Genomic DNA, 25,802 nt, shown 5'->3' on the forward strand with positions numbered 1-25,802 from the left:
GCACTGGGTCTATGTAATGTTATAACATAACATCATTGAGACAGCGGGCTGTCAAGCGCCGGAGTTGGGCGCCGTCAGCTTTGCCGTTCCCACAAGTGCGTAGCCCGGATGACAGGAATGGACCGCGCCGCTACTTCCCCAAGCCGCGCAGCACGAGCTGGTTCATGCGGCTGGCGAAGGCGGCAGGATCGTCGGGCATCTCGCCGTCGAGGATCTGCGCCTGCTCGAACAGCAACAGCGACAGGTCCTTCGCCTGCGCGGTGTCGCTCGCGAGCGCGGCGACCAGCGGGTGGCGCAGATTGATCTCGAGGATCGGCTTGGTGATCTCGCCGCGGTTCTGCTGGGCGAGCAAGCGCTCCAGCGCGCGGTCGCGCGCATCGCCACCGGCGACGAGGCACGATGCGCTCGCGGTCAGCCGTTGCGAGGCGCGGACGTCGGAGACCCGCTCGCCAAGCGCATCCTTGATCACCGCGATCGTGGTCGCGGCATCGGCCGCAGGCTCGTCCTTCTTGTCCTCCTTGTCGTCGGCAAGCGGGATCAGGCCGAAATCGACATCGCCCTGGCTCAGCGACTTCAGCGGCTTGCCGCCGAACTCGAGCGGCGCCGAGGTCCAGAACGCGTCGACCGGATCGGTGAGCAGCAGCACCTCGATGCCGCGGGCGCGCGCCGATTCCAGTTTCGGATTCGACTTCAGCCGCTCGATGCTGTCGCCGACCAGATAGTAGATCTCGGTCTGGTTCGGCTTGAAGTCGTCGACGATCTGCTTCAGCGAGCGCTTCTCGCCCGACGTCGTGGTGAAGCGCGCCAGTGCCAGCAGCTTCTCGCGGCGCTCGAAATCCTCCCACAGGCCTTCCTTGATGACCGGGCCGAACGCGTCCCAGATCTTGGTGAAGGTCTCCGGCTCCTTCTCGCCGAGAGTTTCCAGCTCGCCGATCACGCGGCTGGTGACGGCCTTTCGGATCTGCGCGAGCTGCGGATTGTTCTGCAGCATCTCGCGTGAGATGTTGAGCGGCAGATCCTCGCTGTCGATCACACCGCGGATGAAGCGCAGGTAGGCCGGCAGCAGTTCGGCATCGTCGGCGATGAAGACGCGGCGGACATAGAGCTTGACCTTGCCCTTGCGCTCGACCTGGAACAGGTCGAACGGCTTTTGCGACGGCGCGAACAGCAGCACGGCATAGGACTGCCGGCCCTCGGCACGGTAATGCAGCGTCATCGCCGGCTCGTCGAACGCGCCCGCGATCTGCTTGTAGGCTTGCGCATAGTCTTCCGGCTTGAGCTCGGATTTCGAGCGCTGCCACAGCGCGCTCGCCGAGTTGATCTGGCGCGGCTCGCCCTCCTCCGGCACCAGGAGGATCGGAAACTGGATGTTGTCGGAATATTCGCGGACGATGCGCTCGATCTCATAAGCTTCGAGATATTTGGCGGCGTCCTTCTTCAGGTGCAGCACGATCTCGGTGCCGCGCGCGACGCGCCCGGCGGCCTCCTCGCTGGCCGGGGCGATCTCGAAGCCGCTGCCGCCTTCCGACGACCACACCCAGACCTCGTCCGAGCCGGCACGGCGGCTGGTGACGACGATCCTATCGGCGACCATGAACGCAGCATAGAAGCCGACGCCGAACTGGCCGATCAGGTTCGCGCCGTCCTTGGCCTCGGTCAGCTTCGACAGGAACGACTTGGTGCCGGAGCGCGCGATGGTGCCGAGATTGTCGATCAGCTCCTGCCGCTCCATGCCGATGCCGGTGTCGATCACAGACAGCGTATCGGCCGCCTTGTTCGGGACGATCCTGATCTCCGGCGGCGTGCCGTCGGTGATCAGGCCGGGATTGGCGATCGCCTCATAGCGCAGCTTGTCGCAGGCATCCGACGCGTTCGAGATCAATTCGCGCAGGAAGATATCGGTCTCGGAATAGACCGAATGCACCATCAGGTGCAGCAATTCGGCAACCTCGGCCTGGAACGGCTGGGATTCGGCGGCGGCAGTTGTGGTCATGCAGAAACTCGGACAATCGGGAAAGTGGCGGGAAAGCCCTGATATAGCGCGATCGCGCCGCCTGGCAAGACGAGCGGGGCGGAACCCGTCAGTCCGAGATCGCCGCAATATAGCGCGCGACCGAACGGTCGAACGCCGCCTTGGCATCGGTCGCGATGTTCTTGCCCCACCAGGCGCCGTAGATCCGATCGAACGCCAGCGGCGCGACCGCGCGCGCGACGCGGCGGACCGCGGTTGCGTTGAGCGGGATGTAGTTCGGGTAGGAATACATGAAGCTGACCGAGCGGCGATCCATCGCCACCATCGCGATGTCGCCGGTCAAGAGCGCACCGCGCCCGTCCGCGCCCTTGCGCCAATGCAGCATGGTGGCGCCGGCGAAATGTCCGCCGCCCCGCACCAGCAGAATGTCGTCGGAGATGCGATAGCTGTCGCCTTGCCACGGCAGGATAGACCGATAGGGCCGCGTGACCCACTGCGCGTCGTCGCCGTGCAGATAGACCGGCGCGTCGTCGAACGCCGCGCTCCAGTCGGAGACCGCGCCATAATAATGCGGATGGGAGATCGCGATCGCCTTCAGCCCGCCGAGCGATTTGACATGCGCGATCGCCTCCGGCGTGACGAGCGGCACGCAGTCCCACATCACGCAGCCGCCGCCGTCAGGCACCAGCAGCGCGCGCTGCCCGATCGCAAAGGACGGCTCGAGCGCCAATCCGACGAGGCCGAGATCGTCGCGCCAGATCAAGCGATGCCGCCCGGCGAGGTCCTCGCGTGTCAGCCATGCCTGCCCTTTCCAGTTCACATATTGCCGCTCGTCCTCGCAGATCGGGCAGGACGATGGCGGCGCCGCGGTTTCAGGGAATTGCGCGCCGCATTGTTCGCAAATCCAGAGGGGCATTGAGACCACACGCGTGGGGTTGAAGCTGATCCCCTGATCTACGTCAGCAGCGAGGCGCGTTCAATGCCGACGCCCCAGTTCCATCTGCATCTCCGCTGGAGCCGCGCCGAACTTGCGGCGGAAGGCGCGGTGGAAATAGGACAGGTCGTTGAAGCCCACCGTATAGGCAACGTCGCTGACCTTGCGGCCGGCGCCCTGCGCATGGAGCAGCAGCCGCCGCGCCAGCAGCAGGCGCTGATCGAGGACATATTCCGAGAACGTCGTGCCTTCGGCCGCGAACAGGCGTTGCGCCTGGCGCGTGCTCAGCGCATTCGCCTTTGCGATGGCCTCGATCGTGAGCTTGCCATTGTCGAGATTCTTCAGGACGTCGGCCTTCATCAGATCGAGCCGCGCCTTCGCCATGCCGTCGCGAGCGGCCAGCTCCTTCCGTTCGGCACGGCTGCCGAGCACGAGGCCGACCAGATCGGCAAGGTGATGTGCCGCCGCCTGCTGGCCCGGCACATCGAGATCGCCGGCAAGCTCGGTGCAGAGCGCCGAATAGCGCTCGATCATCGCGCTCAAGGCCCGCTCCCGCCCGAGCGGGCGCGCCAGCTGCGTCTCCGCCGTGGGGACGACCTGGAGCAAAAGGCGTCGCGGAAACCGCGTCGTCGTGAAGCTGCCGGACTGGGTGAGATCGGCGGAGCCGACGATATTCATCTCGGTGAGGCACATCTGGCCGCGCTGGAGCTCGATCGCCTTGCTGCCTTGTGTGACCTGCACCGTGCCGCGCGTCGCAAAGATCAGAACGAGGTCGTCGCAGCCGTCGTCCAGAAGCGCGCGGGTCCGCGCGAAACGGGCCGAGCCGCCGCGCGGCGTCGCGATCGCGACCGTGTGCAGCAGCGTGAACTCGTTGTGGCAATCGATGCGGTTGTCGTCGGTCGGTCCGACATCGAGCCGGCAGAAGCCGCGGCAAATGCCTTCGCGCCAAGCCTCATAGGCCGGCCCTTTCGCCAGGCCGTGATGGAAGATCGAGAACCGGTTGGGCACCTGTGTCTCGGACATGATCCGTGCTCCGAAAGCGCGATCGATCGAAACGAGGCGACGAACGATCGCGCTCTTCCCGGCGTGCGCATGTCGTTCCTGTCCCTACGCTTGGCGCGACGGTCCACGACTCCGGCGGGGAGCCTGATACCACTCCGCCGGTTGACGGTAAAGCTATTCACGAGATGCAACCCTATGATGCAAGGTGCGAAAGCCGGGAATAAAACGGCGCAGCAGTTTCGTGACGCCGCCCTGCCCTGGCTCGACGATGCCTATGCGTTCGCCCAGGTCCTGATGCGTACCGAGGCGGACGCCGAACAGGCCGTGCAGGACTGCTATCTGCGCGCACTGCGCCAGTTCGACGGCTTTCGCGGCACCGCCATCAGGCCCTGGCTGCTCGCGATCCTCAAAACCGTCTGTCAGGAAAAACGTGGCGAAAAACTCGGCGGCCGCGTAGCGGCGGATGATGCCGGCAACAAAGACAAGTCCGGCCGACGCGTCACGCCGACAATCCGGCAACTCATCGGCGAGCTACCCGCGCCGCTCGGGGAGGTCATCGCGCTGCGCGAAATGATCGATCTCTCCTACAAGGAGATCGCCGAGGTCACCGGCGTTCCCGTCACCACCGTGATGTCGCGGATCGCGGAGGCCCGCGGCCTGCTGCTCGCGGCGCGGCGCGCAGCAGCCAGGGCGGCGCCGGAGGCGAGCCCTGCAAGTGGCACGTCGAAACCCACGATCTACCGCGCGAACGCCTGTTGAACTGCCGCGGACTCCGTGATGCCGTTTGCGATCAGGAGCTCAAGCAGCACGCGCGCCTTCTGCGGGTTGAGATCGAGCGAGACCGCGAAGCCGAGCTTGTCGTCTTCGACCTCGACGTTGCGGTTGACATAGCCCGAGCCGACCCGGGTCGAACGCACCACCAGGACACCCTGCCTCGCCGCCGCCGCCAGCGCATCGATCGCACCTTTCGACGAATTGCCGTCACCGACGCCGGCCAGCACGATGCCCTTGGCGCCGCGCTTGACCGCATCCTCGACCTCCGCGGCATCCATGTTGGCGTGCGAATAGATGATGTCGACCCGCGGCAGTGGTGGCGCGTCCGGCAGCTTCAGCTTGGCACCCTTGACTGACGCGACCGGCTGCAGGAAGCGCAACGAGCCGGTGTCGACATAGCCGACCGGACCGCCATCCGGCGAACGGAACGTCTCGACGCTGGTGGTATTGGTCTTCTGCACCCAACGCGCCGCATGGATGGTATCGTTGAGCACCACGAGCACGCCGCGGCCCCGCGATTCCGGCGCGGAGGCGACCCGCATCGCCTCGTAGAGATTGGCGGGGCCGTCGGCGCCGATCGCGGTCGAGGGCCGCATCGATCCGACCAGCACCACCGGCATGTCGGTGTCCAGCACGTTCTGCAGGAAGAACGCTGTCTCCTCCATCGTATCGGTGCCATGCGTGATGACGACGCCGTCGACCTCCTTGTTGTCGATCGCGGAACGGATGCGCTTGACGAGGTCGAACCAGACCTTGTCATTCATGTCCTGCGAGCCGATCGACGAGATCTGCTCGGCCGAGATCTGGGCGAGCTTGTCGATGCCCGGAATGGCCGCGATCAGATTGGCCGCACTGACCTTGCCCGAATCGTAGGCATTGCCGGCGCGCACATTGGCCTGGCCCGCGATGGTGCCGCCGGTGCCGAGCACGAGCACGCGGGCCAGAGCGCCGCCGGCGGGCGACTGCTGTGCAATGACCGGCGACGCAAGCCCGACCACGAGGGCTGCGGCAAGGCCGATGATGGTGCGCGCGGAACGAGTTGATCGAAGCGAGTGCAGCGTCATTTCTTCCCCCAGCGACACATTTCCTGGTCACAACTCGTGGTTTTGTCGCGCAAGAAATGGACAAACTTGCGGCGGAGGACGCCGGGAGAAAAATTCAGGCCTTCCCGGCCGGCCTTGCCCGCCATCCTGCGAACTCCGCCTCGTTCTCCGGCGCTCGGGCGATAGCTTGACATCGCAGGGATGCCGGCGCACCTTTTTCGAAGATTCTTCGGATTTTTGTGAACCATGCACTTCCAGCTTCCCGACGATCTCCGCATACTGCAAGGCCGGGTACGCGACTTCGTGCGCAGCGAGCTCAAGCCCCATGATGCCGCGATCGAGGCAACCGGCGCCGTGCCGGAGAGCGCCATGGCCGGCCTGCGCAGGATGGGATTGTTCGGCACCAACACGCCGAAGCAATTCGGCGGGCTGGGCCTCTCCATGCTCGGCAGCTGTCTCGCGATCGAGGAACTCGCGAAGGCGCATACCGCATTCTACTATCTGTGCGGGGTGAACGTTCATATCGGATCGAAGGCGATCGAGTTCTTCGCGCAGCCCGCTGTGCGTGACCGTTGGCTGCCGGAGCTCGCCAGCGGACGGATCATCGGCGCCTTCGCGCTGACCGAGCCGGACGCAGGATCGGATGCCGCCCGCATCCAGACCCGGGCGCGACGGGACGGCGATCATTACGTGCTCGACGGCCGCAAGACCTACATCACCAACGCGCCGGTCGCCGGCGTGTTCACAGTGTTTGCCACGCTCGACCCGTCGGCGGGCGCAAACGGGATTGCGGCCTTTGTCGTCGACGCGAAGACGCCGGGTCTCGCTATCGGCCGTCTGGTCGAGATGGCCGCCGGCCGCGGCTCAGCGCATGCCGAGGTGCTCTTCGAAGGCTGCCGCGTTCCGCGCGAGAACCTGCTCGGCCAGGAGGACGAGGGATTCGCCATTGCGATGCGGTGCCTGGATGCCGGGCGCACGCATTGGGGCGCCTATTGCGTCGGCGCGGCGAGCCAGCTCATGGACTACGCGCTCGATCATGTCTCGGAGCGCGAGACGTTCGGACGCAAGCTGCGCGACCACCAGGGCATCGAATGGCAAATCGCCGACATGGCGAGCGCGCTGCATGCCGCGCGCCTCGTCGCCTATGAGGCGGCCTGGCGCTACGACCAAAGCGACGCCGCCGCCCGCACCGCCGCCGCGGCACTCTCCAAATATACCGGCGCCGACATGGTGCAGCGGGTGGCCGACATGACCATGCAGCTGTTCGGTGGTGCCGGTTATTCCAGGGACCTGCCGATCGAGCGCATCTGGCGCGAGACGCGGGTGGTCCGCATTCTGGATGGCACATCGGAGATCATGCGACAGATCATCGCCCGCAATGCGTTCCGCAACCATGAACGGCGGAACGCACCAATCTGACAACGGCGTCTTCCACTTTATGTTGCAATAGTTCTTGGTGATCCACTTCGGCGGCCTTACTGTTTTTTCGGGACGGGAGAAGGAAGTGGCTTCGGGGACGACGCTCAAGCTCAAGCAACAACGCAGCCGCGATCGGCGCGAGCAGATCCTCTCGGCAGCGACCAAGCTGTTCGGCCAGAAGGGCATCGACGGCACCTCGCTCACCGAGGTCGCGACCGTGGCGAAAGTACCGCTCTCCAGCATCTACGACTATTTCGCGGACAAGCGTGCGCTGGTGCTCGACGTGCCCGAGGGCAATTTCGAAGCGCTGTATCAGAAGACCGAGCCGCTGCTGGTGAAGGGAGGCGATCCCGTCGAGCAGCTTCGCATCATCTTCCTGACCAACTTCCAGTACATCAAGGACAACCCGAGCTGGGGTCGCGTGTTCTTCCTGGAGATCTGGCCGAGCGTCCTTGCCGCCGAGCCGCGCGTCAAGAAAGCGGTCGACAAATATGCGCTGCGCTACGTGCAGCTGATCAAGCAGGCGAGCCGCGCCGGCATCTATCGCCGAAACCTCGATCCCTACACCGCGATGTCGCTGATGATGGGCGGCATGTGCCACCTGACGGCGGTCTGGCTGCTCTACGGCCGCAAATACGATCTGGTGAAGAAGGGCAAGACGCTGTTCACCACGCTGCACAACGGATTCGTGCAGCGTTAGCTGCCCGGTCCCAGCTCTACCCATCCTACGCACTGTCTGCCGGAGAGCGGTTCGCGCCGCGAATGATTTGATCCAAATCCAGCGCTGTTTGACCTCTCGTTGAGACGATCCTTTCCGGAAAACCAATACACAACCGTCGAGATCATGTTCTAGTATGACGCGGTGGGCGACCCGCGGCAGGACGCGCGGGCACTGGGATGGGAGCGAACCGATGGACGTCAAGGCTGTTCTGCCGCCGCGTGGTCGCGACTATCGCCTCGATCTGCTGCGCGGCTTCGCCAACTGGGCGATCTATCTCGATCACATCCCGAACAACGCCGTGAACTGGATCACGCAGAAGAATTTCGGCTTCAGCGACGCCGCCGATCTGTTCGTGTTCATCTCCGGCTACACTGCGTCCTTTGTCTATGCGCGGATGATGCTCGAGCGCGGCACCGTGATCGGCGCCACCCGGCTGATCAAGCGGGCCTGGCAGATCTACGTCGCGCATGTCCTGCTGTTCGTGATCTACATCGCCGAGATCGGCTATCTCGCGCAGCGCTATCACGATCCCAACCTGCAGAATGAATTCAACGTCGCGGGCTTCATGCAGAACCCGGCGGAGACGCTCTATCAGGGCCTGATCCTGGCGTTCAAGCCGGTCAACATGGACGTGCTGCCGCTCTACATCGCGCTGATGCTGGTGTATCCGGTGGTGCTGTGGGCAATGCTGCGCAAGCTCAATCTGACGCTGCTGGCCTCGTTCCTGCTCTATCTCGCCGCACGCCGGTTCGGCTGGAATCTGCCGGCCTATCCGGGCGGCTCCTGGTACTTCAATCCGTTCTGCTGGCAATTCCTGTTCGTATTCGGCGGCTGGTTCGCGCTCGGCGGCGCCAGCGAATCGATCACCTTCATCCGCTCGCGCGCCTTCCTCTGGCTCGGCGGCGCCTATCTGCTGTTCGCGCTGGTCATGACGTTGGCGGGCCGCTTCCCGGAACTGGGCCAGGCGATGCCGGCCTGGCTCTATGACGCCTTCAATCCCAACGACAAGACCAACCTCGCGCCGTATCGCGTGCTGCATTTCGTGGTCCTGGCCTTCTTCGTCACGCGCTTCCTGCCGCGCGAATGGCCCGGATATGAATGGCCGCTGTTCCAGCCGATCATCAAATGCGGCCAGCAGTCGCTCGAGGTGTTCTGCTCGGGTGTCTTCCTTGCCGTGGTCGCGCATGTGGTGCTGGTCGAAGTCTCCGGCAGCCTCTGGATGCAGATCGTGGTCAGCGTGGTCGGCATCGTGCTGATGACCGTGCTCGCCTATTACCGCTCCTGGTCGAAGAAGGTCGACAAGGCGCCGGCGAAGAAGCCCGTGGCCGGACAGGCGACGGTGGCCGCGAAGCCGGCGGAATAGCCGATCGGCGCGCGAAGGGTAGCGCTGGTGGTCAGCGACGATGCGGATGCGCTAGAGTAGCGGAATGTCCTTTACGCAAGACCACGCCGATATCCTGCAACTGGAAGCCGAGGTGCTCGACGCACGGCCCGGAGCCATTCTGCTTGAACGCTCGCCGTTCTTCCCGGGCGGCGGCGGACAGCTTGCCGACCGCGGGGTTCTGAGATGGTCCGGCGGTGTGCTGCCGGTGACGGGCCTTGCACGTGACCAACGCGGCCTCTGGCACATGGTCCCGGGCGACAGCCTGATCTCCGGCAAGGTCGTGCTCGAAGTCGAGCCGGCATTTCGCGCGTTGATGTGCGAGCTGCACACGCTCGCCCATGTCGTCAACGCGCTGGTCTATACGCAGTTCGGCGGCGCGCTGCTGACCGGGGCGCAACTCAATGCCGACGGCACCTTCCGGGTCGACTTCGATCTGCCCGGCGCCGACAACGAGGCCCTGCGGGCGCTTGAGGCGCCGCTGAACGACATCATCCGGCAGGACCTTCCGGTGAGCGCGGCCTTCATGGCGCATGCCGAAGCGCATGCCATCCCAGGACTGTTTCGCAGCAAGGCCGTCGCCCCGCCGGTCGGCGAAGACGGCCTTGTCCGGATCGTCGAGATCTCAGGCCTCGACCGGCAGGCCTGCGGCGGCACCCATCTGGCGTCGACCGGGCAGGCTCGCCCTGCCCGCATCGTCAAGATCGACAACAAGGGCCGCCAGAACCGCAGGATCAAGGTCGCGGTCTGACCGGCATTCGCAAGCCGCCTGCGCTGGCTATTTCGCCAGCGGCTTTCCTGCGGTCTCCGGCGCCAGCCGAATCAGCGGCAGGCCGATCACATAGATCAGCGACAACATCGAGATCGCCAGCGGGAAACTTCCGGTGCGGGCGGCGAGCGCACCGATCAGCGTCGGGCCGGCAGCGCCGAGCACGCGGCCCATGCTGAAGGCGAAGCCGGAGCCCGAGCCGCGCAGCGCGGATGGAAACATCTCCGGCAGCCAGATCGTGAACAAGCCGAACACCCCATTGGTGAAGAAGCCGAGCACCGGCAGCAGCGCCATGAACAGCACCAGACTGTCGAGCCATTCGATCGCGACTTCATAGCAGACCACGACGGAGATCAGCCCGCCGATGAAGAACAGCACCGCGGTGCGGCGCCGGCTGCCGAGCCAGCCGGTGAGCCACGGCACCAGGAAGCAGCCGATCAGCGTGCCGACATTGGTGATCAGCCCGGCCACAGCTCCCATCTCCTGCGCATGCGCAGGCGTCGCGCCCGCCGCGACCAGCTTGGTTGAAATCACGGTGGGCGCCCAGAAGTTCGACGACCACAGTCCGAAGATGATGCAGGCCATCATCAGCGCGGCCGCCCAGGTGGTGCGCGCCTGATCTCCCGCAAACAAGGCCGCGACCGACGGCCGCTCGCGCGACGCACTGTGCTCGGGTTCGGGAATGTTGCTGCGCAGATACGCAATCAGCAGCGCCGGCAGGATGCCGAGCAGGAACATGCCACGCCAGCCGAGCGTGCTGCCGATCGCAAGCGTGACGGCGGCGGCGAGGAACAGCCCGGTCGGCGTGGCCGTGTGCAGCCATCCGGCGAGCCGCACCCGCGTATTCTCGGGCACGGATTCCTGCAGCAGCGGCGTGCCCGCGGCCCACTCGCCGCCAATGCCGAAGCCGGCGACGAAGCGAAACAATGCGAACATCACGATCCCGGTCGCAAGTCCGCACAGCGCGGTGAACAGCGAGTAGACCAGCACAGTCCAGCACATGATCCTGACGCGCCCGTAACGGTCCGCGGCCCAGCCCCAGACCATCGAGCAGGCCCAGCCCAGCATGAAGATCGAGAACAGGAGCCCGCCATAGATGGCGATATTGGCCTTGCTCGGCTCGATGCCACTGGCGGGCAACAGCTCGCTCAGCGCGCTGACCAGGATGTAGCCGTACATCGAGGAATCGAAACCATCGAGCATCCAGCCGAACCAGGTCGCCCAAAACACTTTTCGCGGCGACACCGCTGCAGACGCCGTGACCGGCGCCCCAACGGCATCAACGATGCTCTCAGTCATGTTTCCTCGCACGTTTCTTTTGTGCTGCGGACTATGACGAGGTTTATGCGAGGAGACACCAGCGGCAAACGGGACGGAGGTATCCGGCATGAGAATGGCGGCGCCATTCACATCGGCGTCACCGCGCGACGCAAGCGCGCTCGAAGATCGCGTCCGGGACAAGCGGCCGGGCTGCCGCTTTCGCTGAAAATCGCGCCCGGATCATCCACATCCCGGTCGCGCCTGGGGATCATGCCGCGGTTCGCTCGACGGGGCGCGATCGGCTTGTTAAGCCGCGTCCCGCAAGGATGATTTGAGTCGGGACATGACGGTAGCGATCGAGATGGGACAGACGACGGCCGGCGCTTCGGCGGCCATCGACCTCGAGGAGCTATTGGCCACGCGCCTCCTGGTGCAAGGCAATTCGGGTTCCGGCAAATCCCATCTGCTGCGCCGGCTGCTGGAACAAAGCGCGCCATGGGTGCAGCAGACCATCATCGATCCCGAGGGTGACTTCGTGACCCTGGCCGAGCGATTCGGCCACCTCGTCATCGATGCCGAGGACCATACCGAGCGCAGCCTGCAGGTCGCCGGCGAGCGCGTGCGCATCCATCGTGTCTCCACCGTGCTCAATCTCGAGGGGCTCGACGCCGAGAACCAGATGCGGCGCGCCGCGGCCTTCCTCGGCGGCATGTTCGAGGTGCCCCGCGACCACTGGTATCCGATGCTGGTGGTGGTGGACGAAGCGCAGCTGTTCGCGCCGGCGATCGCAGGCGAAGTGTCAGACGAAGCGCGCAAGCTCTCGCTCGGCGCGATGACCAACCTGATGTGCCGCGGCCGCAAGCGCGGGCTTGCCGGGATCATCGCGACCCAGCGGCTGGCGAAGCTCGCCAAGAATGTCGCGGCCGAAGCGTCCAACTTCCTGATGGGCCGGACCTTCCTGGACATCGACATGGCGCGCGCCGCCGACCTGCTCGGCATGGAGCGGCGGCAGGCGGAGGCGTTCCGCGACCTGGAGCGCGGGCAATTCATGGCGCTGGGACCCGCGCTCTCCCGCCGTCCGCTCGGCCTCCGCATCGGTCCGACCGACACGCAACCGCGCAATGCGGCGCCGCGGCTGATGCCGCTGCCTGAAGCGGCGCTGGAAGACGCACGCGCCATCATCCTCGCAGCCCCGCCGCCCGAAACAGCGGCCAGGCCGCCGCGCCGGGCACCGCCGCCCGACCTGCTCAGCCAGCTGATGGCCGCCAAGCCGACGGCACCGGAGCAGGATCCCGAAACCACGGAGCCGCCGCCGAGCGCCGAGCAGCTGGCCGAGCGGCGTGAGCGGCTGGATCGCATCCTGCGTGCCATCCTCGCCGAGCCCGACGCCGGCTTCCGCGCTATCGGCGTGCTCTATCAGGAGTTCGTGGTCCGCTGCCGCATCGAGGGTCTCGGCGCCGTCGTGCCGGAGCTGACCGATTTCCGCCGCATGCTGACGCGCGCCCGCGCTGGCCTCGGCACCGAGATGGCGGAGGACGACGCGTGGCAGGACGTCTCGCTGCGCGCGGCCATCCTGCCCGAGGACATGCAGGGCGTCTTCATGATGATCGCCCGCGCCGCGAAGGAAGGCTGGCCCTGTCCGAGCGACGCCGCGATCGCCCGCGCCTATGGCACGCACTCGCTGCGCCGCGCCCGGCATCTTTTGACCTACATCGAGGAGCAGGGCCTGATCGTCTGCCAGCTCGACGGGGCGGGCCGGCGGATCGTGACACTCGTCGAGCTCGCCTGGGCCACCGCCGCGGCCGACCCGAATGCCGACGAGGTGCCGGCGGAAGCAGCCAGCAGCTCGGCACCGTGATCGGGCGCTGAGCGCGAAGCGCTCGGTCTTACCCAGAATCAAGCAAGCGTCGCACGACACGAAAAGGCCCGCCGCAAGGCGGGCCTTTTTTGTTTCTGCCGGTTATGAGCGATCCGGCTGCAGGTGGGCCCGCGACAGGCCCACGCATGCCGCATCGTCAGGCCTCACGCATGCTGCGGCTGCGCGAGCTGGCTGATCTGGGTCGCCGGCGGATCGACGACCAGGGTACCGCCATGGCCGTCGCTCGAGGTCGTGAATGTCGAGGCCATGTAGTTGCCGAGCAGCGCGATGCTCGCCGTGACGGTGCCGTCCGTCACCGTGAGCGTTCCGCCCGATGCGTTGCCGCTGAAGCTCGGGGTCTGAACGTTCGCGAAGCTGATGTTGGCGAAATCGATCGCGTCCGAGCCGGTCATCCCGGCGACGGTGCCGGCAAAGCTCGCGGAATTGTCGAGCTTCAGCGTCCCCGTCGAGCCCTGGAACGTCACGGCGGCATTCGAGGCCCCGGTCAGTTCGAGGGTGCCGCCCGGGACGATGGTGGCGCCGCTCGGGCTCTGTCCGGTGACATTGAACGACTGCCAGGCGCCCCACGCAGTGCCGTCATAGGCCCGGATCCAGAGCTGGTCGGTGCCCGAGCCGGCCTGATAGGTCGCCTGGGAGAGCTGCGCCGCGGTGATGTCGATCTCGGTATTGGCCGGCTCGTTGATGCCGCCGACGTTCCAGCGCCCGTTGGTGTTGGAATCCCACAGCGCATACTTCGTGATGGCATCGCCGTCGGCGTCCGTCGCCGTGACGAGGTTCGCAGCAGCAAAGCTCTGCCCCGACACCGTCACGACGTTGGCGACCGCGACCGTCGGCGCCTGGTTGGTTGCGGTGGCCGTGAAGGCCTTCCAGCTGCTCCACTCGCTGCCGTCGTTGGCCCGCACGTAGAGCGTGTCCGACGGCGAGCCGCCGGGCCCGAACACGTAGCTGACCTGCGAGAGGTTCGCCGCCGCGACGTCGATCTCGGTGTTGGCGGCCTGGACGACGCCGTTGACCACGAAGTGGCCGTTGCCGCCGGTGTCCCAGAACGCATACTGGGTGATCGCATCGTTGTCGGCGTCCGACACCGAGAACAGGCTCGAGGCCGCGACCGAATGGTCGTGGATTGCGGAGACGTTCTGCGCCGTCACGACCGGAGCCGTATCGGGGCCTGGCGTTGCCGTGAATGCGGCCCAGGCGCCCCACTTCGATCCGTCGTTGGCCCGCACGTAGAGCGTGTCGGCCGGCGAGCCGCCGGGACCGAACACGTAGCTGACCTGCGACAGGTTCGCCGCCGAGACATCGATCTCGACGTTGGCCGCCTGGACGACGCCGTTGACCACGAAGTGGCCGTTGCCGCCGGTGTCCCAGAACGCATACTGGGTGATCGCATCGTTCTCGGCATCGGAGACCGAGAACAGGCTCGAGGCGAGCGTCGAGAACTGGCCGTGAACCGCTGCCACGTTCTGCGCCGTCACCACCGGAGCCTGATCGGGTCCCGGGGTCGCCGTGAACGCGGCCCAGGTGCTCCACTTCGATCCGTCGTTGGCCCGCACGTAGAGCGTATCCGGTGTCGAGCCGCCCGGCCCGTATACGTAGCTGACCTGCGACAGGTTCGCCGCCGAGACATCGATCTCGACGTTGGCTGCCTGGGCGACGCCGTTGACCACAAAGTGACCGTTGCCGCCGGTGTCCCAGAACGCGTACTGGGTGATCGCATCATTGTCGGCGTCGGAGACCGAGAACAGGCTCGAGGCGAGCGCCGAGAACTGGCCGTGATTGGCGGTCACGTTCTGCGCCGTCACCACCGGAGCGGTGTCGGGACCCGGGGTTGCCGTGAATGCGGTCCAGGTGCTCCACTTCGATCCGTCGTTGGCCCGCACGTAGAGCGTATCCGGCGTCGAGCCGCCGGGACCGAACACGTAGCTGACCTGCGACAGGTTCGCCGCCGCAACATCGATCTCGACATTGGCGGCCTGAGCGACGCCATTGACCACCCAGTGACCGTTGCCGCCGGTGTCCCAGAACGCGTACTGGGTGATCGCATCGTTCTCGGCATCGCTGACCGAGAACAGGCTCGAGGCGAGCGCCGAGAACTGGCCGTGATTGGCGGTCACGTTCTGCGCCGTCACCACCGGGGCCGTATCGACCCCCGGCCCTGCCGTGAACGCGGCCCAGGTGCTCCACTTCGATCCGTCGTTGGCCCGCACATAAAGCGTATCGGGCGTCGAGCCGCCGGGACCGAACACGTAGCTGACCTGCGACAGGTTCGCCGCCGCAACGTCGATCTCGACATTGGCCGCTTGGGCGACGCCATTGACGACCCAGTGGCCGCTGCCGCCGGTGTCCCAGAACGCGTACTGGGTGATCGCATCGTTCTCGGCATCCGAGACCGAGAACAGGGTCGAGGCGAGCGCCGATGTCTGGCCGTGATTGGCGGTCACGTTCTGCGCCGTCACCACCGGAGCCGTATCGACCCCCGGTGTTGCCGTGAACGCGGTCCAGGTGCTCCACTTCTGTCCGTCGTTGGCCCGCACGTAGAGCGTATCCGGTGTCGAGCCGCCGGGACCGAACACGTAGCTGACCTGCGACAGGTTCGCCGCCGCAACATCGATCTCGACATTGGCGGCCTGGGCGACGCCGTTCACCACCCAGTGACCGTTGCCGCCGGTGTCCCAGAACGCGTACTGGGTGATCGCATCGTTCTCGGCATCGCTGACCGAGAACAGGCTCGAAGCGAGCGCCGACGTCTGGCCGTGATTGGCGGTCACGTTCTGTGCCGTCACCACCGGAGCCTGATCGGGTCCCGGGGTTGCCGTGAACGCGGTCCAGCCTCCCCACAGCATCCCGTCATTGGCCCGCACGTAGAGCGTGTCGGCCGGAGAACCGCCGGGGCCGAACACATAACTCACCTGCGACAGGTTCGCCGCGGAAACGTCGATTTCAACATTGGCTGCCTGGGCGACACCATTGACCACAAAGTGGCCGTTGCCGCCGGTGTCCCAGAACGCGTACTGGGTGATCGCATCGTTCTCGGCATCGGAGACCGAGAACAGGCTCGAGGCGAGCACCGACGTCTGCCCGTGATTGGCTGTTACGTTCTGCGCCGTCACAACCGGAGCGTGATCGGATCCTGGCGTTGCCGTGAATGCGGTCCAGCCTCCCCACAACGTTCCGTCGTTCGCCTTGATGTACAACGTATCGGGCGCTGACCCTGTGGGCCCGAAGACGTAGCTCGTCTGCGACAGCTGCGCCGCCGTAATATCGATCTCGGTGTTGGCGGCCTGCGCCACACCGTTCACCACCCAATGACCGCTTCCTCCGGTGTCCCAGAGCGCATACTGGGTCATCGTGTCGCCGTCCGGATCGCTCACCGTGAACAGGCTCGATGCGGCAATCGACGTCTGGCCGTGCGCCGCAGTCACGTTGACTGCGTTCACGGTCGGCGCGGTGTCGGCGAATGCCTTGGCCGTGAATGCAGTCCAGCTGCTCCAAGCCGTGCCGTCATTGGCCCGAACGTAAAGCGTGTCAGTCGATCCGCTTGGACCGAAGACGTAGCTCACCTGCGACAGATTCGCCGCCGCAACATCGATCTCGGCGTTGGTGGGCTGGACGACGCCGTTGACGACCCAGTGTCCGTTACCTTGGGTGTCCCAGAACGCATATTGGGTGATGGGATCGCCATCGGCGTCCGCCACACTGAACAGGGTGGACGCGAGCGCAGAGCTCTCGCCACGAACTGCCGTGACATTGGGCGCTGACGTCACCGGCGCGACGTCGGCCCGCGTCGTGACCAGCGTGCCGGTGCCGGAATCCGCGCTGACGCTGAAGCGCACGCCAGGCGTCGCATCAAGCTGCAGATCGAAGGAGGAAGCTCCCTCGGTGACATGCAGGATGTTGCCGGCCAGCAAGGTCGCCGAGCCGCCCGAGACGAAATTGAGGCCAGCCAGATCGATGCTGTCGCCCAGCACCAGACTGCTGATGGTCGTGCCGGCCAACGACGTGCCGTCGATCTTCAACTGTCCGCCGGACCCGCTGAAGGTGATGCCGCCGCTGGCGGTGCTTCCCGCCTGCAATTCGACCAGGCCGCCGGAGATTGTGACCGGTCCCGTGGAGCCGCCCGAGGATACAAGTTCATTACCTCCGGCGAACACGAAGACGTTGCTTGTCGTCGTGCCGGCAAGATTGAACGTGCCACCGCTCGACACCGCGATGTCGTGCGCCGTGCCTCCGGAAGCAACGTTGAGCACGCCGCCGCTGGAAACGGTCAGGTGATCCAGCGCGCCGCCTGAAAAGACGTTGACCGTGCCGCCGGAGATGGCGGTCCCGGAGCCGACAGCCCCCGTGACGACACCACCTGAGAAGACATTCTCAACACCGCCGGCATAAACGCCCACGCGGCTGAGCACGGTGCCCGACACGTTGAACGTGCCGCCGCTCGAAACGGCGACATACGACGCTGAGCCTCCAGCCAGGATGTTCAATATGCCGCCGGAGTTAACACCCGTGCCGGAGCTGATGGCCCCGGAGATGGACCCGCCGGACAGCACGTTCTCGACGCCGCCGTTGTTGACGGTGACATTGCTCAGCACATTGCCCGCGACATTGAAGATGCCGCCGCTCGACACGCCGACAAAGGCGGCCGTGGCGCCGGCCGACAGGTTCAACGTACCGCCCGAAATTCCGGTGCCGGATCCGCTCGCTCCCGAGATCGATCCACCGGACAACACGTTCTCGACGCCGCCGGCGTAGACACCGGTATTGCTCAGTACCTTGCCTGCGACATTGAAGATGCCGCCGCTCGACACGCCGACGTGCGCGGCCGAACCACCGGCCAGGACGTTCACAGTGCCGCCGGCGGAAATGACCGTCGCCGCACTCGATGCTCCGGAGATGAACCCGCCGGACAGCACGTTCTCCACGCCGGTGTCCATGACCAGCGTGTTGCTGAGAATCGTGCCAGCAACATTCATGGTGCCGCCACTCGACACCGAGATGTTGTACGCCGTACCACCGGCGGACACGTTCAGGACGCCACCGCTCCAGGCCGTCACGTGAGCGAGTGAACCGCCCGCGAGCACGTTGAGGGTACCGCCAGAAATGGCCGTCCCCGATCCTGTCGCGCCGCTGACAACGCCACCCGAGAGGATATTTTCAACGCCGCCGGCAGAAACGGTCACGTTGCTGGTGATCGTGCCCGCCACATTCATGGTGCCGCCGCTCGACACGGTCACGTGGTGAGCCGTGCCGCCGGCGGAGACATTCAGCGTGCCACTCGAAACCGTCAGGTGATCCAGCGCGCCGCCCGCGAGGACGTTGACCGTGCCCCCGGATACGCCGGTCCCGGATCCGGTCACGCCGGTGACGACGCCACCCGAGAGAACGTTTTCAACACCGCCGCCATACACGGCCCCATAGCTGAGCACCGTGCCCGCAACGTTGAAGACGCCGCCGCTAGACACGCCGACGAACGCCGCCGAACCGCCCGCGAGCAGGTTCACGGTGCCACCGGAAATATTGGTTCCCGAGCCGGTCGTCCCGGTGATCACACCACCCGAAGAGACGTTTTCGGTGCCGCCCGCGAACACCGTCGTCAGGCTCTGGACGGTGCCAAGCACATTGAGCGTGCCGCCGCTGGAGACAGACAAATTGTCGGCGAGGCCGCCCGAAAGCACCGTCGCCTTGCCGCCGTTCAACACAGTCGTGCTCGTCGCATCGCCGCCGGACGAGACCTGCAACTGGCCACCACTCGAGACGATCGTGCTGATCGCCGTTCCGCTGTCGATCTCGATACCGCCTTGAAGCACCATGTTCAGTGCGGTGCCGCCAGACTGCACGGTCAAGGTTTGGCCGCTGCTGATCACCAGGCCCGCGCTGACCTGGCCATTGCTCACAACGATGTTGGTGCCGCTGGTACCTCCACTGCTGGTGACCAGGAAGATATCGGTGCCGCCACCGTCAGCGGCGCTGCCAAACTGGAGACCGCTAAAGGTTTGGCTTGGATTAAGCTGGATCGCCAGCGTGCCGTGGTCGTTGGTTGCAACATCCAGGACATTGCCAGCGCCAAGACCGACACTCGTGATCTCCGACATGCTCACGCCGGTCAGATTGATGGTGTCCGTGACGGAAAACCCGGAGATGACCGTGGTCGGCATCGCCGTGCCATCGATCTCGAGCTTGCCGTTGGGGCCGACAAATACCACCGATCCGGCTTCCGCGGCGCCGCCGCCGAGATCGGCCGTGCCGCCGGAAATCGTCAGCACGCCACCAGCCATGAGTTGCGTGTTCGATGTGGTGCCGTGGGAGAACACGATCTCGGTGCCGCCGCTGGACACGGTGGTACCGATGTCGACACCGCCGGACAGCACATTCTCGATGCCGCCAGATACAACGGTGACGCTGGATGTGGTCGTACCGGCCACATTGAGCGTACCGGATCCGGAGAAGGTGAGGTTGTGTGCCGAAGCCCCGGCAGAAATGTTGAGCACACCACCGGAAAGCAGCGCGGCATGGTCGAACTCGGCGCCGGAACTGACGTTGACCGTGCCGCCCGAAATACCCGTACCGCTGCCGGGGATGCCGGTGACGACGCCGCCGGACAAGACGTTCGCGGTACCGCCGCCGTAAACAGCCATGTTGTGGAGCATCGTGCCGGCAATATTGACGATCGCCCCGCTCGATACGCCGATATTGGTGGCCGAGCCGCCGGCCGAGATATTCACCACACCGCCAGCAGATACACCTGTCCCGTTACCCGTGCCGCCGCTGATCAGCGCGCCCGACATGACGTTCAGGACACCGCCGCTGCTCACCAGGATATGGTCGGCCTTGCCACCGGACAGAATATTGATGGTGCCGTTATCGCCGGTGAAATTGCTGGCGTTGCCTGTCGCATAACCGCCAGAGGAAACGGTCTCGGTCCCGCCGGAACCGATGAAGACATGGCTGAGCGTCGTGCCGTCCACGATCAGCGAACCGCCGCTTGAAACGGATATGTCGTGCCCCGGAAGGGCGCTGGAGGACACGGTGTAGGTGCCGCCGCTACCGACGAAGATGCTGCCGCCACTGAGAATGTTTTCGCCCGAAACGGTACCACCGGCGAAGATCGCCAATTGCCCGCCGCTTCCGATCGTAGGATTGAGGGCAACGCCGCCCGAAACCGTCAATATCGCCAGCAGTCCGGGAGAGTTTGCGCCCGATACGGTTGCCGAGATGCTTTGGCCCCCGGCGAGGACGTTCTGGTCGGAGCCAGACAGAATCTGGGCGCCGGTATCCACGCCGCCGCTTATGATGGACTCGTAGCCGCCGGACAGAATCGTTCCCGTAGCGCTGCCGCCGGCCGAGCCGGCATTGCTGCCAAAGGGCGTCAAACCGAGGTCAAGGAACCCCTGGCTGGACACGACGGTCCCTGTCGCGGTGCCGCCGCCGAGCACGGTGAGGCCGCCGAAGCTGCCAACCTGGGTTTGCGAAGCCGCTCCACCGGAAGAAACCGTCAATACACCGTAGCTGCTGTTGTTGGATCCGGCGATCTGCGCGGAAATGCTGACGCCGCCTGCCGAAACGGACGCGTTGCCAGCCAGGATCGCGGCGCCGGATTCGAGGCCGCCGCTCTTCACGGCTTCGAAGCCGCCGGACAGAATCGTGGTGCTGGTTGCGCTCCCGCCATCGATCTCGACGTAGCCGGCAGAAGCGACGGTTGCACTGAAGGCGCTGCCGCCAGACAGATATATGCTACCGCCTGTCTCGACGGTCGCGCTCGACGTCACGCCGCCGGAATAGACCACCTCGGAGCCAGCGGAAACAATGGTGTTTATCGCCGTGCCACTGTCGTTCTCGACGCCACCGTCGATGATGGTGTTGTTCACCGTGCCGCCGGCCTGCACCGTCAGCGTCTGACCATTGCTGATCACCAGACCCGTGCTGGTCTGGCCGTTGCTCACGGTGATATTTCCGACACCGTTGCTGACAAGGTAGATGTCGGTGCCGCTGCCATCTGCGCTACGGCCGAACTGGTTGACAAAGCTCTGGCCCGGATCGAGCTGAATGCTGAGCGTGCCGTGATCGTTGGTCGCGATCTTCAGCACGTTGCCGGCGCCGAGGCCGACGCTGGTGATCTCCGACATGCTGACGCCGGTCAGATCGATGGTGTCTCCGATGGCCAGGCCGTTGACGACCGTCGTCGGCATCGAAATCCCGTCGATCTCGAGCTTGCCGCCGACGCCGGAGAAGATCACCGTCCCGCTTTCGGTCGATCCGCCATTCAGATCGACGATGCCACCGGCCGAGATCATGACCAGGCCGCCCGACGAGACCTGCGTGTTCGACGTTGCGCCGAGATTCATGGCTGTCAGCAAACCGCCGCTGGAGACCTTCGCGCCGATGCTGAGGCCGCCGACCAAGAGCACCTGGTTGCCACCAGACAGAATCGTGGCGCCGGAATCGACGCCACCTCTGGAGATGGCCTCGAATCCGCCAGACAGGATCGTGCCCGTCGCACTGCCACCGGCCGATCCGGGAATGCCGTTGAACGGTCCCTCGCCGAGCTGGAAGTAGCCGCCGCTCAGCACGGTCGTGCTGGTCGCCGTGCCGCCGCTCAGCACGGTCATGCCCGCGGAGCTGGAGATCGTTGTTGCCGATGCCACGCCGCCCGAGGCGACTAGCGCGCCGCCGCCACGCGCACCGTCTGCGGCGAGCGTGGTGGACACCGCGAGACCACCGGAATTCACGTTGAGCTGGCCGCCCGACACTGTCGTGTTGCTGGCCGTTCCGCCGGCCGCACCACCCTGCCCCTGGTACGGCGGGACGCCGAGTTGCAGGAAGCCGGCATCACCAACAATGGTGCCCAGGGCCGTACCGCCCGCGAGCACGCTCTCCATCCCGTTCGCCGTGAGGGTGATGGCGGAGGTCAGGCCGCCCGACAGCACGTCGAGGATCAGGCCGGTACTCACCGGATAGCCGCTCACGACAGCGCCAGGGCCCACCTCGAGGTTGGTGCCGCCACCGAACGTCGTGTTGGAAAGCTGCGAAACGGACGCTCCGCTGACGAGCTCGACGGCGCCGAAATTGATGACCGAGACGCCACTGAGCGAGCCGCCCGAGAACAACTTCAGCAGACCGCCATTGACTATCGTGGCGTTTGCCGCACCACCGGAAAGAACGTCGAGCTCACCGCCGTTGACATTGGTGCCGTTCGCCACGCCGCCGGACGAAACGGTTTCCAGGCCGCTGTAGAAGATGTTGATGTTGCTGGTCGTGCTTCCCGCGAGATTGAGCCGGCCACCGTTGTTCACGTTGACGTCGTGCGCCGATCCGCCGGCCTGCAGGTTCAGGGTGCCACCGCTATTGACGGTAACATCGCCGACTGCGGCGCCCGAGGATGCATTCACTGTGCCGTTGACGTTGACCGTGGGAAAACCGGACGGATTGATCGATCCGTTGACGGCGCCGCCGGCGGATACGTTCAGCGTGCCGCCGCCCGTAACGAACACGTTGCTCGTAGCCGTGCCGAGAAGGTTGAGCGTCGCCCCGCTCGATACAGTCAGATCGTGAACGGTGGCGCCGGCTGCGATAGCGGCCGAGGCTCCGGACGACAAAGTGAAGAACTCGGACTGGCCTCCAGAGGAAACATTGAGCGAGCCTCCCGACAGTGTGACGAACTCGGCGTCGCCGCCAGAAAGCACGTTCAGCGTGCCTCCCGATACAGCGAAGTTCTGCGCGCTGCCGCCCGAAGATATGTTCTCCGTGCCGCCGGAGTAGATCGCCCCGTTGCTGATCTGCGATCCCGCGAGGTTGAGGACACCGCCGCTGCTGACGCCGAGGTCATGGATCGTCGCGCCATTGTCGACCGTGACCAGGCCGCCACTGTTGATCGTGAAGAAGGAGAACTGACCGCCCGCGGTCACGCTGACTGTGCCGCCCGAGACACTCGTCCCGCTGCCGGGTGCGCCCGTCTCGACGCCGCCTGAAGAGATCTCGATGAGGCCGCTCGAATAGACCGCGACCTGGCTTGTCACCGTTCCGGCGACGTTCATGGTGCCGCCCGAGGACACGGCAAGGAAGGACGCCGCACCGCCCGAGGACACGTTGAGCGTGCCGCCTGCGTAGACCGTGGAATGCCCGAGCGTAGCGCCGACCAGAACGTTGAGCGTGCCGCCGGATACCCTGGTGCCCGAACCGGTGACGCCGTTGGCGTTGCCGCCGGCAAGGACGTTCTCGGTGCTGCCGGAGAGCAGGAACGTGTTGCTGGTGATCGATCCCGCAACGTTGAGCGTGCCGCCGCTCGACACGGTCAAGTCATGCGCGACACCGCCGATGTCGATGTTGAGCTGGCCGCCACTGCTGACCGTTGTGCTCTGCTCGGTACCGAACACGTTCTCGGTGCCGCCGCTCAGCACGGTGCCGATCGCCGCGCCGCCCGAGAGAACGTCGAGCGTCTGCCCCGCGCTGATCACAAGGCCGGTCGAGGTCTGGCCGGCGCTGACCTTGATGGCCGAGCTATCAATGAAGGTGATGTCCGTTCCCGCGCCGTCGGCGGCGCTGCTGAACGTGCCGCTGAACGTGTCGCCGGGCGAAAGCTGCAGATTGAGCGTTCCATGGTCGCTGGTCGCGACCGCCAGAACATTGCCGGCACTAAGGGTGATGCCGGTGATGTTTGCGGCACTCTCACCCGTAAGATTGATCGTATCCCCGATGGCGAATCCGGAGATGACGGTGCCCGGCATGGCCGTGCCGTCGAGCTCAAGCTTGCCGCCGGCGCCGGCAAAAATCACCGTCCCTGATTCGGTCGCTCCTCCGCTCAGGTCAACCGTGCCCGCGCCGGAGATCGTGACAACACCACCGGAGAGGATTTGAGTGTTCGACGTCGTGCCATGCGCGTAGACGTTCTGCTGGCCGCCGCTGGATATTGTGGTGCCGATGTCGATGCCGCCCGACAGCACATTCTCGATTCCGCCCGAAACGACGGTGGCGCTGGACGTGATGGTGCCCGCCACATTGAGGGTGCCGGATCCGGAAAACGTCAAATTGTGCGCAGTCGCACCGGAATTGATATTGAGCACGCCACCGGAGAGAAGCGCAGCATGATCGAGCTCGGCGCCCGACATCACGTTGATGGTGCCGCCGGAAATGCCGGTGCCGCTGCCGCTGAAGCCGGTGACGATGCCCCCCGACAACACGTTCTCGATGCCGCCGCCATAGACCGCCTGATTGCGGAGCACGGTGCCGGCGATGTTCGCGGTGCCGCCGCTCGAAACGGCGAAGAAGGCGGCCGAGCCGCCGGCAAGGATGTTCAAGGTGGCGCCAGCCGACACGCCCGTGCCGGAACCGGACTGGCCGCTGATCAGGCCCCCCGAGTAGACGGTCTCGACCGCGCCGGCCGAGATGCCGACATTGCTCAGCGTCGTGCCATAGACGTTCAGCACACCGCCCTGCTTGACGACAACATGATCGGCCTGGCCGCCGGACAGAACGTTGATGGTGCCGCTGTCGCCGGTGAAAAGGCCGCCGCTGCCGCCGCCGCTTCCGGTGATGAGGCCGCCCGACAAGACGTTGACCACGCCACCGCTGGCGACGAAGAGATTGCTCGTGACGGTGCCGGCGACGCCGAGGACGCCGCCGCTGTTGACGGACATATGGTCGAGCGTGCCGCCCGACAGCACGTTGACTTGCCCGTTGTCGACGTTGCCGCCGCTGCCGAGCGCGGTCTCGAGACCGCCGGACGCAATGGTTTCGATGGCGCCCTGCTTGATGAAGACGTCGTGCAGCGTCTGACCGGCCGAAACGGTGAAGAGCGCGCCGTTTTCAAGCGTGACGTGGCCGCCGCTCAGAACGGTCTCGCCGATCACCGTGCCGCCGCCCGCGATGTCCAGCAAGCCATTGCTGCCGACCGTCGTGCCGCTCGCGATGCCGCCGTTCGACACGAATTGGGCCGCGAAGAACCCGGAACTGTTCGTGCCAGAGACCGTGGCCGAAATGCTGAGACCGCCGCTCGAGATGTTCTGGCTGCCGCCGGACAGAATCATGGCGCCGCTGTCGACACCACCGTTCGAAATCACCTCGTAGCCACCGGACAAGGTCGTCCCTGTGGCGCTGCCGCCGCTTGAAATGTTCAGGCCGCCGGAAATCCCGACCGTCGTGTTCGTCGCCGAGCCGCCCGCGGAAATCGTGACGTTGCCATAGGAGCCAGCGCCGCCGGTGACGGTCGTCGAGACTGCCAGCCCCCCCGACTCGATGCTGACACCGCCACCCGATACGACCGTGCCGCTTGCGGTCCCGCCGGCGAAAATGGCCGAGCCGTTGCCGGGATCGAATCCCAGTGCCAGAAAGCCGCCGGCGTCGACCACGCCGCTGACGAGCGTCGCCCCGCTCAGGACGGTCTCGGCGCCGCCTGCGGAGATGGTCGTGCCGGATGCAACGCCGCCGGAGTCCACCTGCTCCTGGCCGCCATTATAGACCGTCGTGCCGGTCGTGGTCCCGGAGTCGAATAGGAAGCCGCCGCTCAATTGCGTGCCAACGGCGCTGGCGCCGGGATCAATGATCAGCGTGCCGCCAGTCAGGACGGTATCGCCGGTTTCAGTGCCAGAAGATACGGTAACGGTCACGCCGCCGGAAATCGTCTGCATGGCTCTGCCCCTGGGCCAGAATAAAATTCAT

General features: G+C 65.5%; 12 protein-coding genes. 6 read left to right on the top strand and 6 right to left on the bottom strand.

Annotated features, from left to right (window positions below; genetic code table 11):
- Window positions 1-130: 130 nt before the first annotated feature.
- The 3 genes from htpG to XH92_RS38245 form a co-directional block, all read right to left on the bottom strand.
- Complete coding sequence (gene htpG, locus XH92_RS38235) at window positions 131-1,993, bottom strand: molecular chaperone HtpG (protein ID WP_194456648.1); 1,863 nt, start codon at window positions 1,991-1,993, stop codon at window positions 131-133.
- Window positions 1,994-2,081: 88 nt separating this feature from the next.
- Entirely contained in the window at window positions 2,082-2,888 is an 807-nt protein-coding gene (locus tag XH92_RS38240) for an MBL fold metallo-hydrolase (RefSeq protein WP_194456649.1), read from the bottom strand.
- 60 nt (window positions 2,889-2,948) lie between these two features.
- Window positions 2,949-3,929 carry a helix-turn-helix domain-containing protein gene (locus XH92_RS38245; RefSeq protein ID WP_246787994.1) on the bottom strand — a complete coding sequence of 327 codons (981 nt, stop codon included), beginning with the start codon at window positions 3,927-3,929 and terminating at the stop codon, window positions 2,949-2,951.
- A 174-nt stretch (window positions 3,930-4,103) separates the two neighbouring features.
- On the opposite strand from XH92_RS38245, the gene XH92_RS38250 reads away from it, so the two are divergent.
- The gene (locus XH92_RS38250; RefSeq protein ID WP_194456650.1) at window positions 4,104-4,667 is read left to right on the top strand and encodes a sigma factor-like helix-turn-helix DNA-binding protein; all 564 of its coding nucleotides are present in this window, start codon (window positions 4,104-4,106) and stop codon (window positions 4,665-4,667) included.
- On the opposite strand, the gene XH92_RS38255 is transcribed toward XH92_RS38250, so the two are convergent.
- On the bottom strand, window positions 4,646-5,746 hold the full coding sequence (locus tag XH92_RS38255; RefSeq protein ID WP_194456651.1) for an asparaginase: 1,101 nt from the start codon (window positions 5,744-5,746) through the stop codon (window positions 4,646-4,648). The genes XH92_RS38250 and XH92_RS38255 overlap by 22 nt on opposite strands.
- 225 nt (window positions 5,747-5,971) lie before the next feature.
- On the opposite strand from XH92_RS38255, the gene XH92_RS38260 reads away from it, so the two are divergent.
- The 4 genes from XH92_RS38260 (at window position 5,972) to XH92_RS38275 (ending at window position 9,997) form a co-directional block, all read left to right on the top strand.
- A complete protein-coding gene (locus XH92_RS38260; RefSeq protein WP_194456652.1) occupies window positions 5,972-7,144 on the top strand; it encodes an acyl-CoA dehydrogenase family protein in 1,173 nt (390 codons plus the stop codon).
- An 85-nt stretch (window positions 7,145-7,229) separates the two neighbouring features.
- Window positions 7,230-7,844 (top strand): TetR/AcrR family transcriptional regulator, encoded by a 615-nt coding sequence (locus XH92_RS38265; protein WP_194456653.1) that lies wholly within the window; start codon window positions 7,230-7,232, stop codon window positions 7,842-7,844.
- A 211-nt stretch (window positions 7,845-8,055) separates the two neighbouring features.
- Window positions 8,056-9,228 (top strand): OpgC domain-containing protein, encoded by a 1,173-nt coding sequence (locus tag XH92_RS38270; RefSeq protein ID WP_194456654.1) that lies wholly within the window; start codon window positions 8,056-8,058, stop codon window positions 9,226-9,228.
- Window positions 9,229-9,292: 64 nt separating this feature from the next.
- Window positions 9,293-9,997, top strand: coding sequence for an alanyl-tRNA editing protein (locus XH92_RS38275; protein ID WP_194456655.1), 705 nt, complete (start codon window positions 9,293-9,295; stop codon window positions 9,995-9,997).
- A gap of 27 nt (window positions 9,998-10,024) precedes the next feature.
- Here the strand turns inward: XH92_RS38275 and XH92_RS38280 are convergent, their stop codons facing one another.
- Window positions 10,025-11,314, bottom strand: a complete 1,290-nt coding sequence (locus XH92_RS38280; RefSeq protein ID WP_194456656.1) for an MFS transporter — start codon at window positions 11,312-11,314, stop codon at window positions 10,025-10,027.
- 304 nt (window positions 11,315-11,618) lie between these two features.
- Between XH92_RS38280 and XH92_RS38285 the strand changes: the two genes are divergently transcribed.
- Window positions 11,619-13,133, top strand: a complete 1,515-nt coding sequence (locus XH92_RS38285) for an ATP-binding protein (RefSeq protein ID WP_194456657.1) — start codon at window positions 11,619-11,621, stop codon at window positions 13,131-13,133.
- Window positions 13,134-13,297: 164 nt separating this feature from the next.
- Here the strand turns inward: XH92_RS38285 and XH92_RS38290 are convergent, their stop codons facing one another.
- Window positions 13,298-25,771, bottom strand: coding sequence for a hypothetical protein (locus XH92_RS38290; protein ID WP_194456658.1), 12,474 nt, complete (start codon window positions 25,769-25,771; stop codon window positions 13,298-13,300).
- Window positions 25,772-25,802 lie beyond the last annotated feature (31 nt).

The sequence above is a fragment of the Bradyrhizobium sp. CCBAU 53421 genome (genome assembly GCF_015291625.1).
Taxonomy (GTDB): Bacteria; Pseudomonadota; Alphaproteobacteria; order Rhizobiales; family Xanthobacteraceae; genus Bradyrhizobium.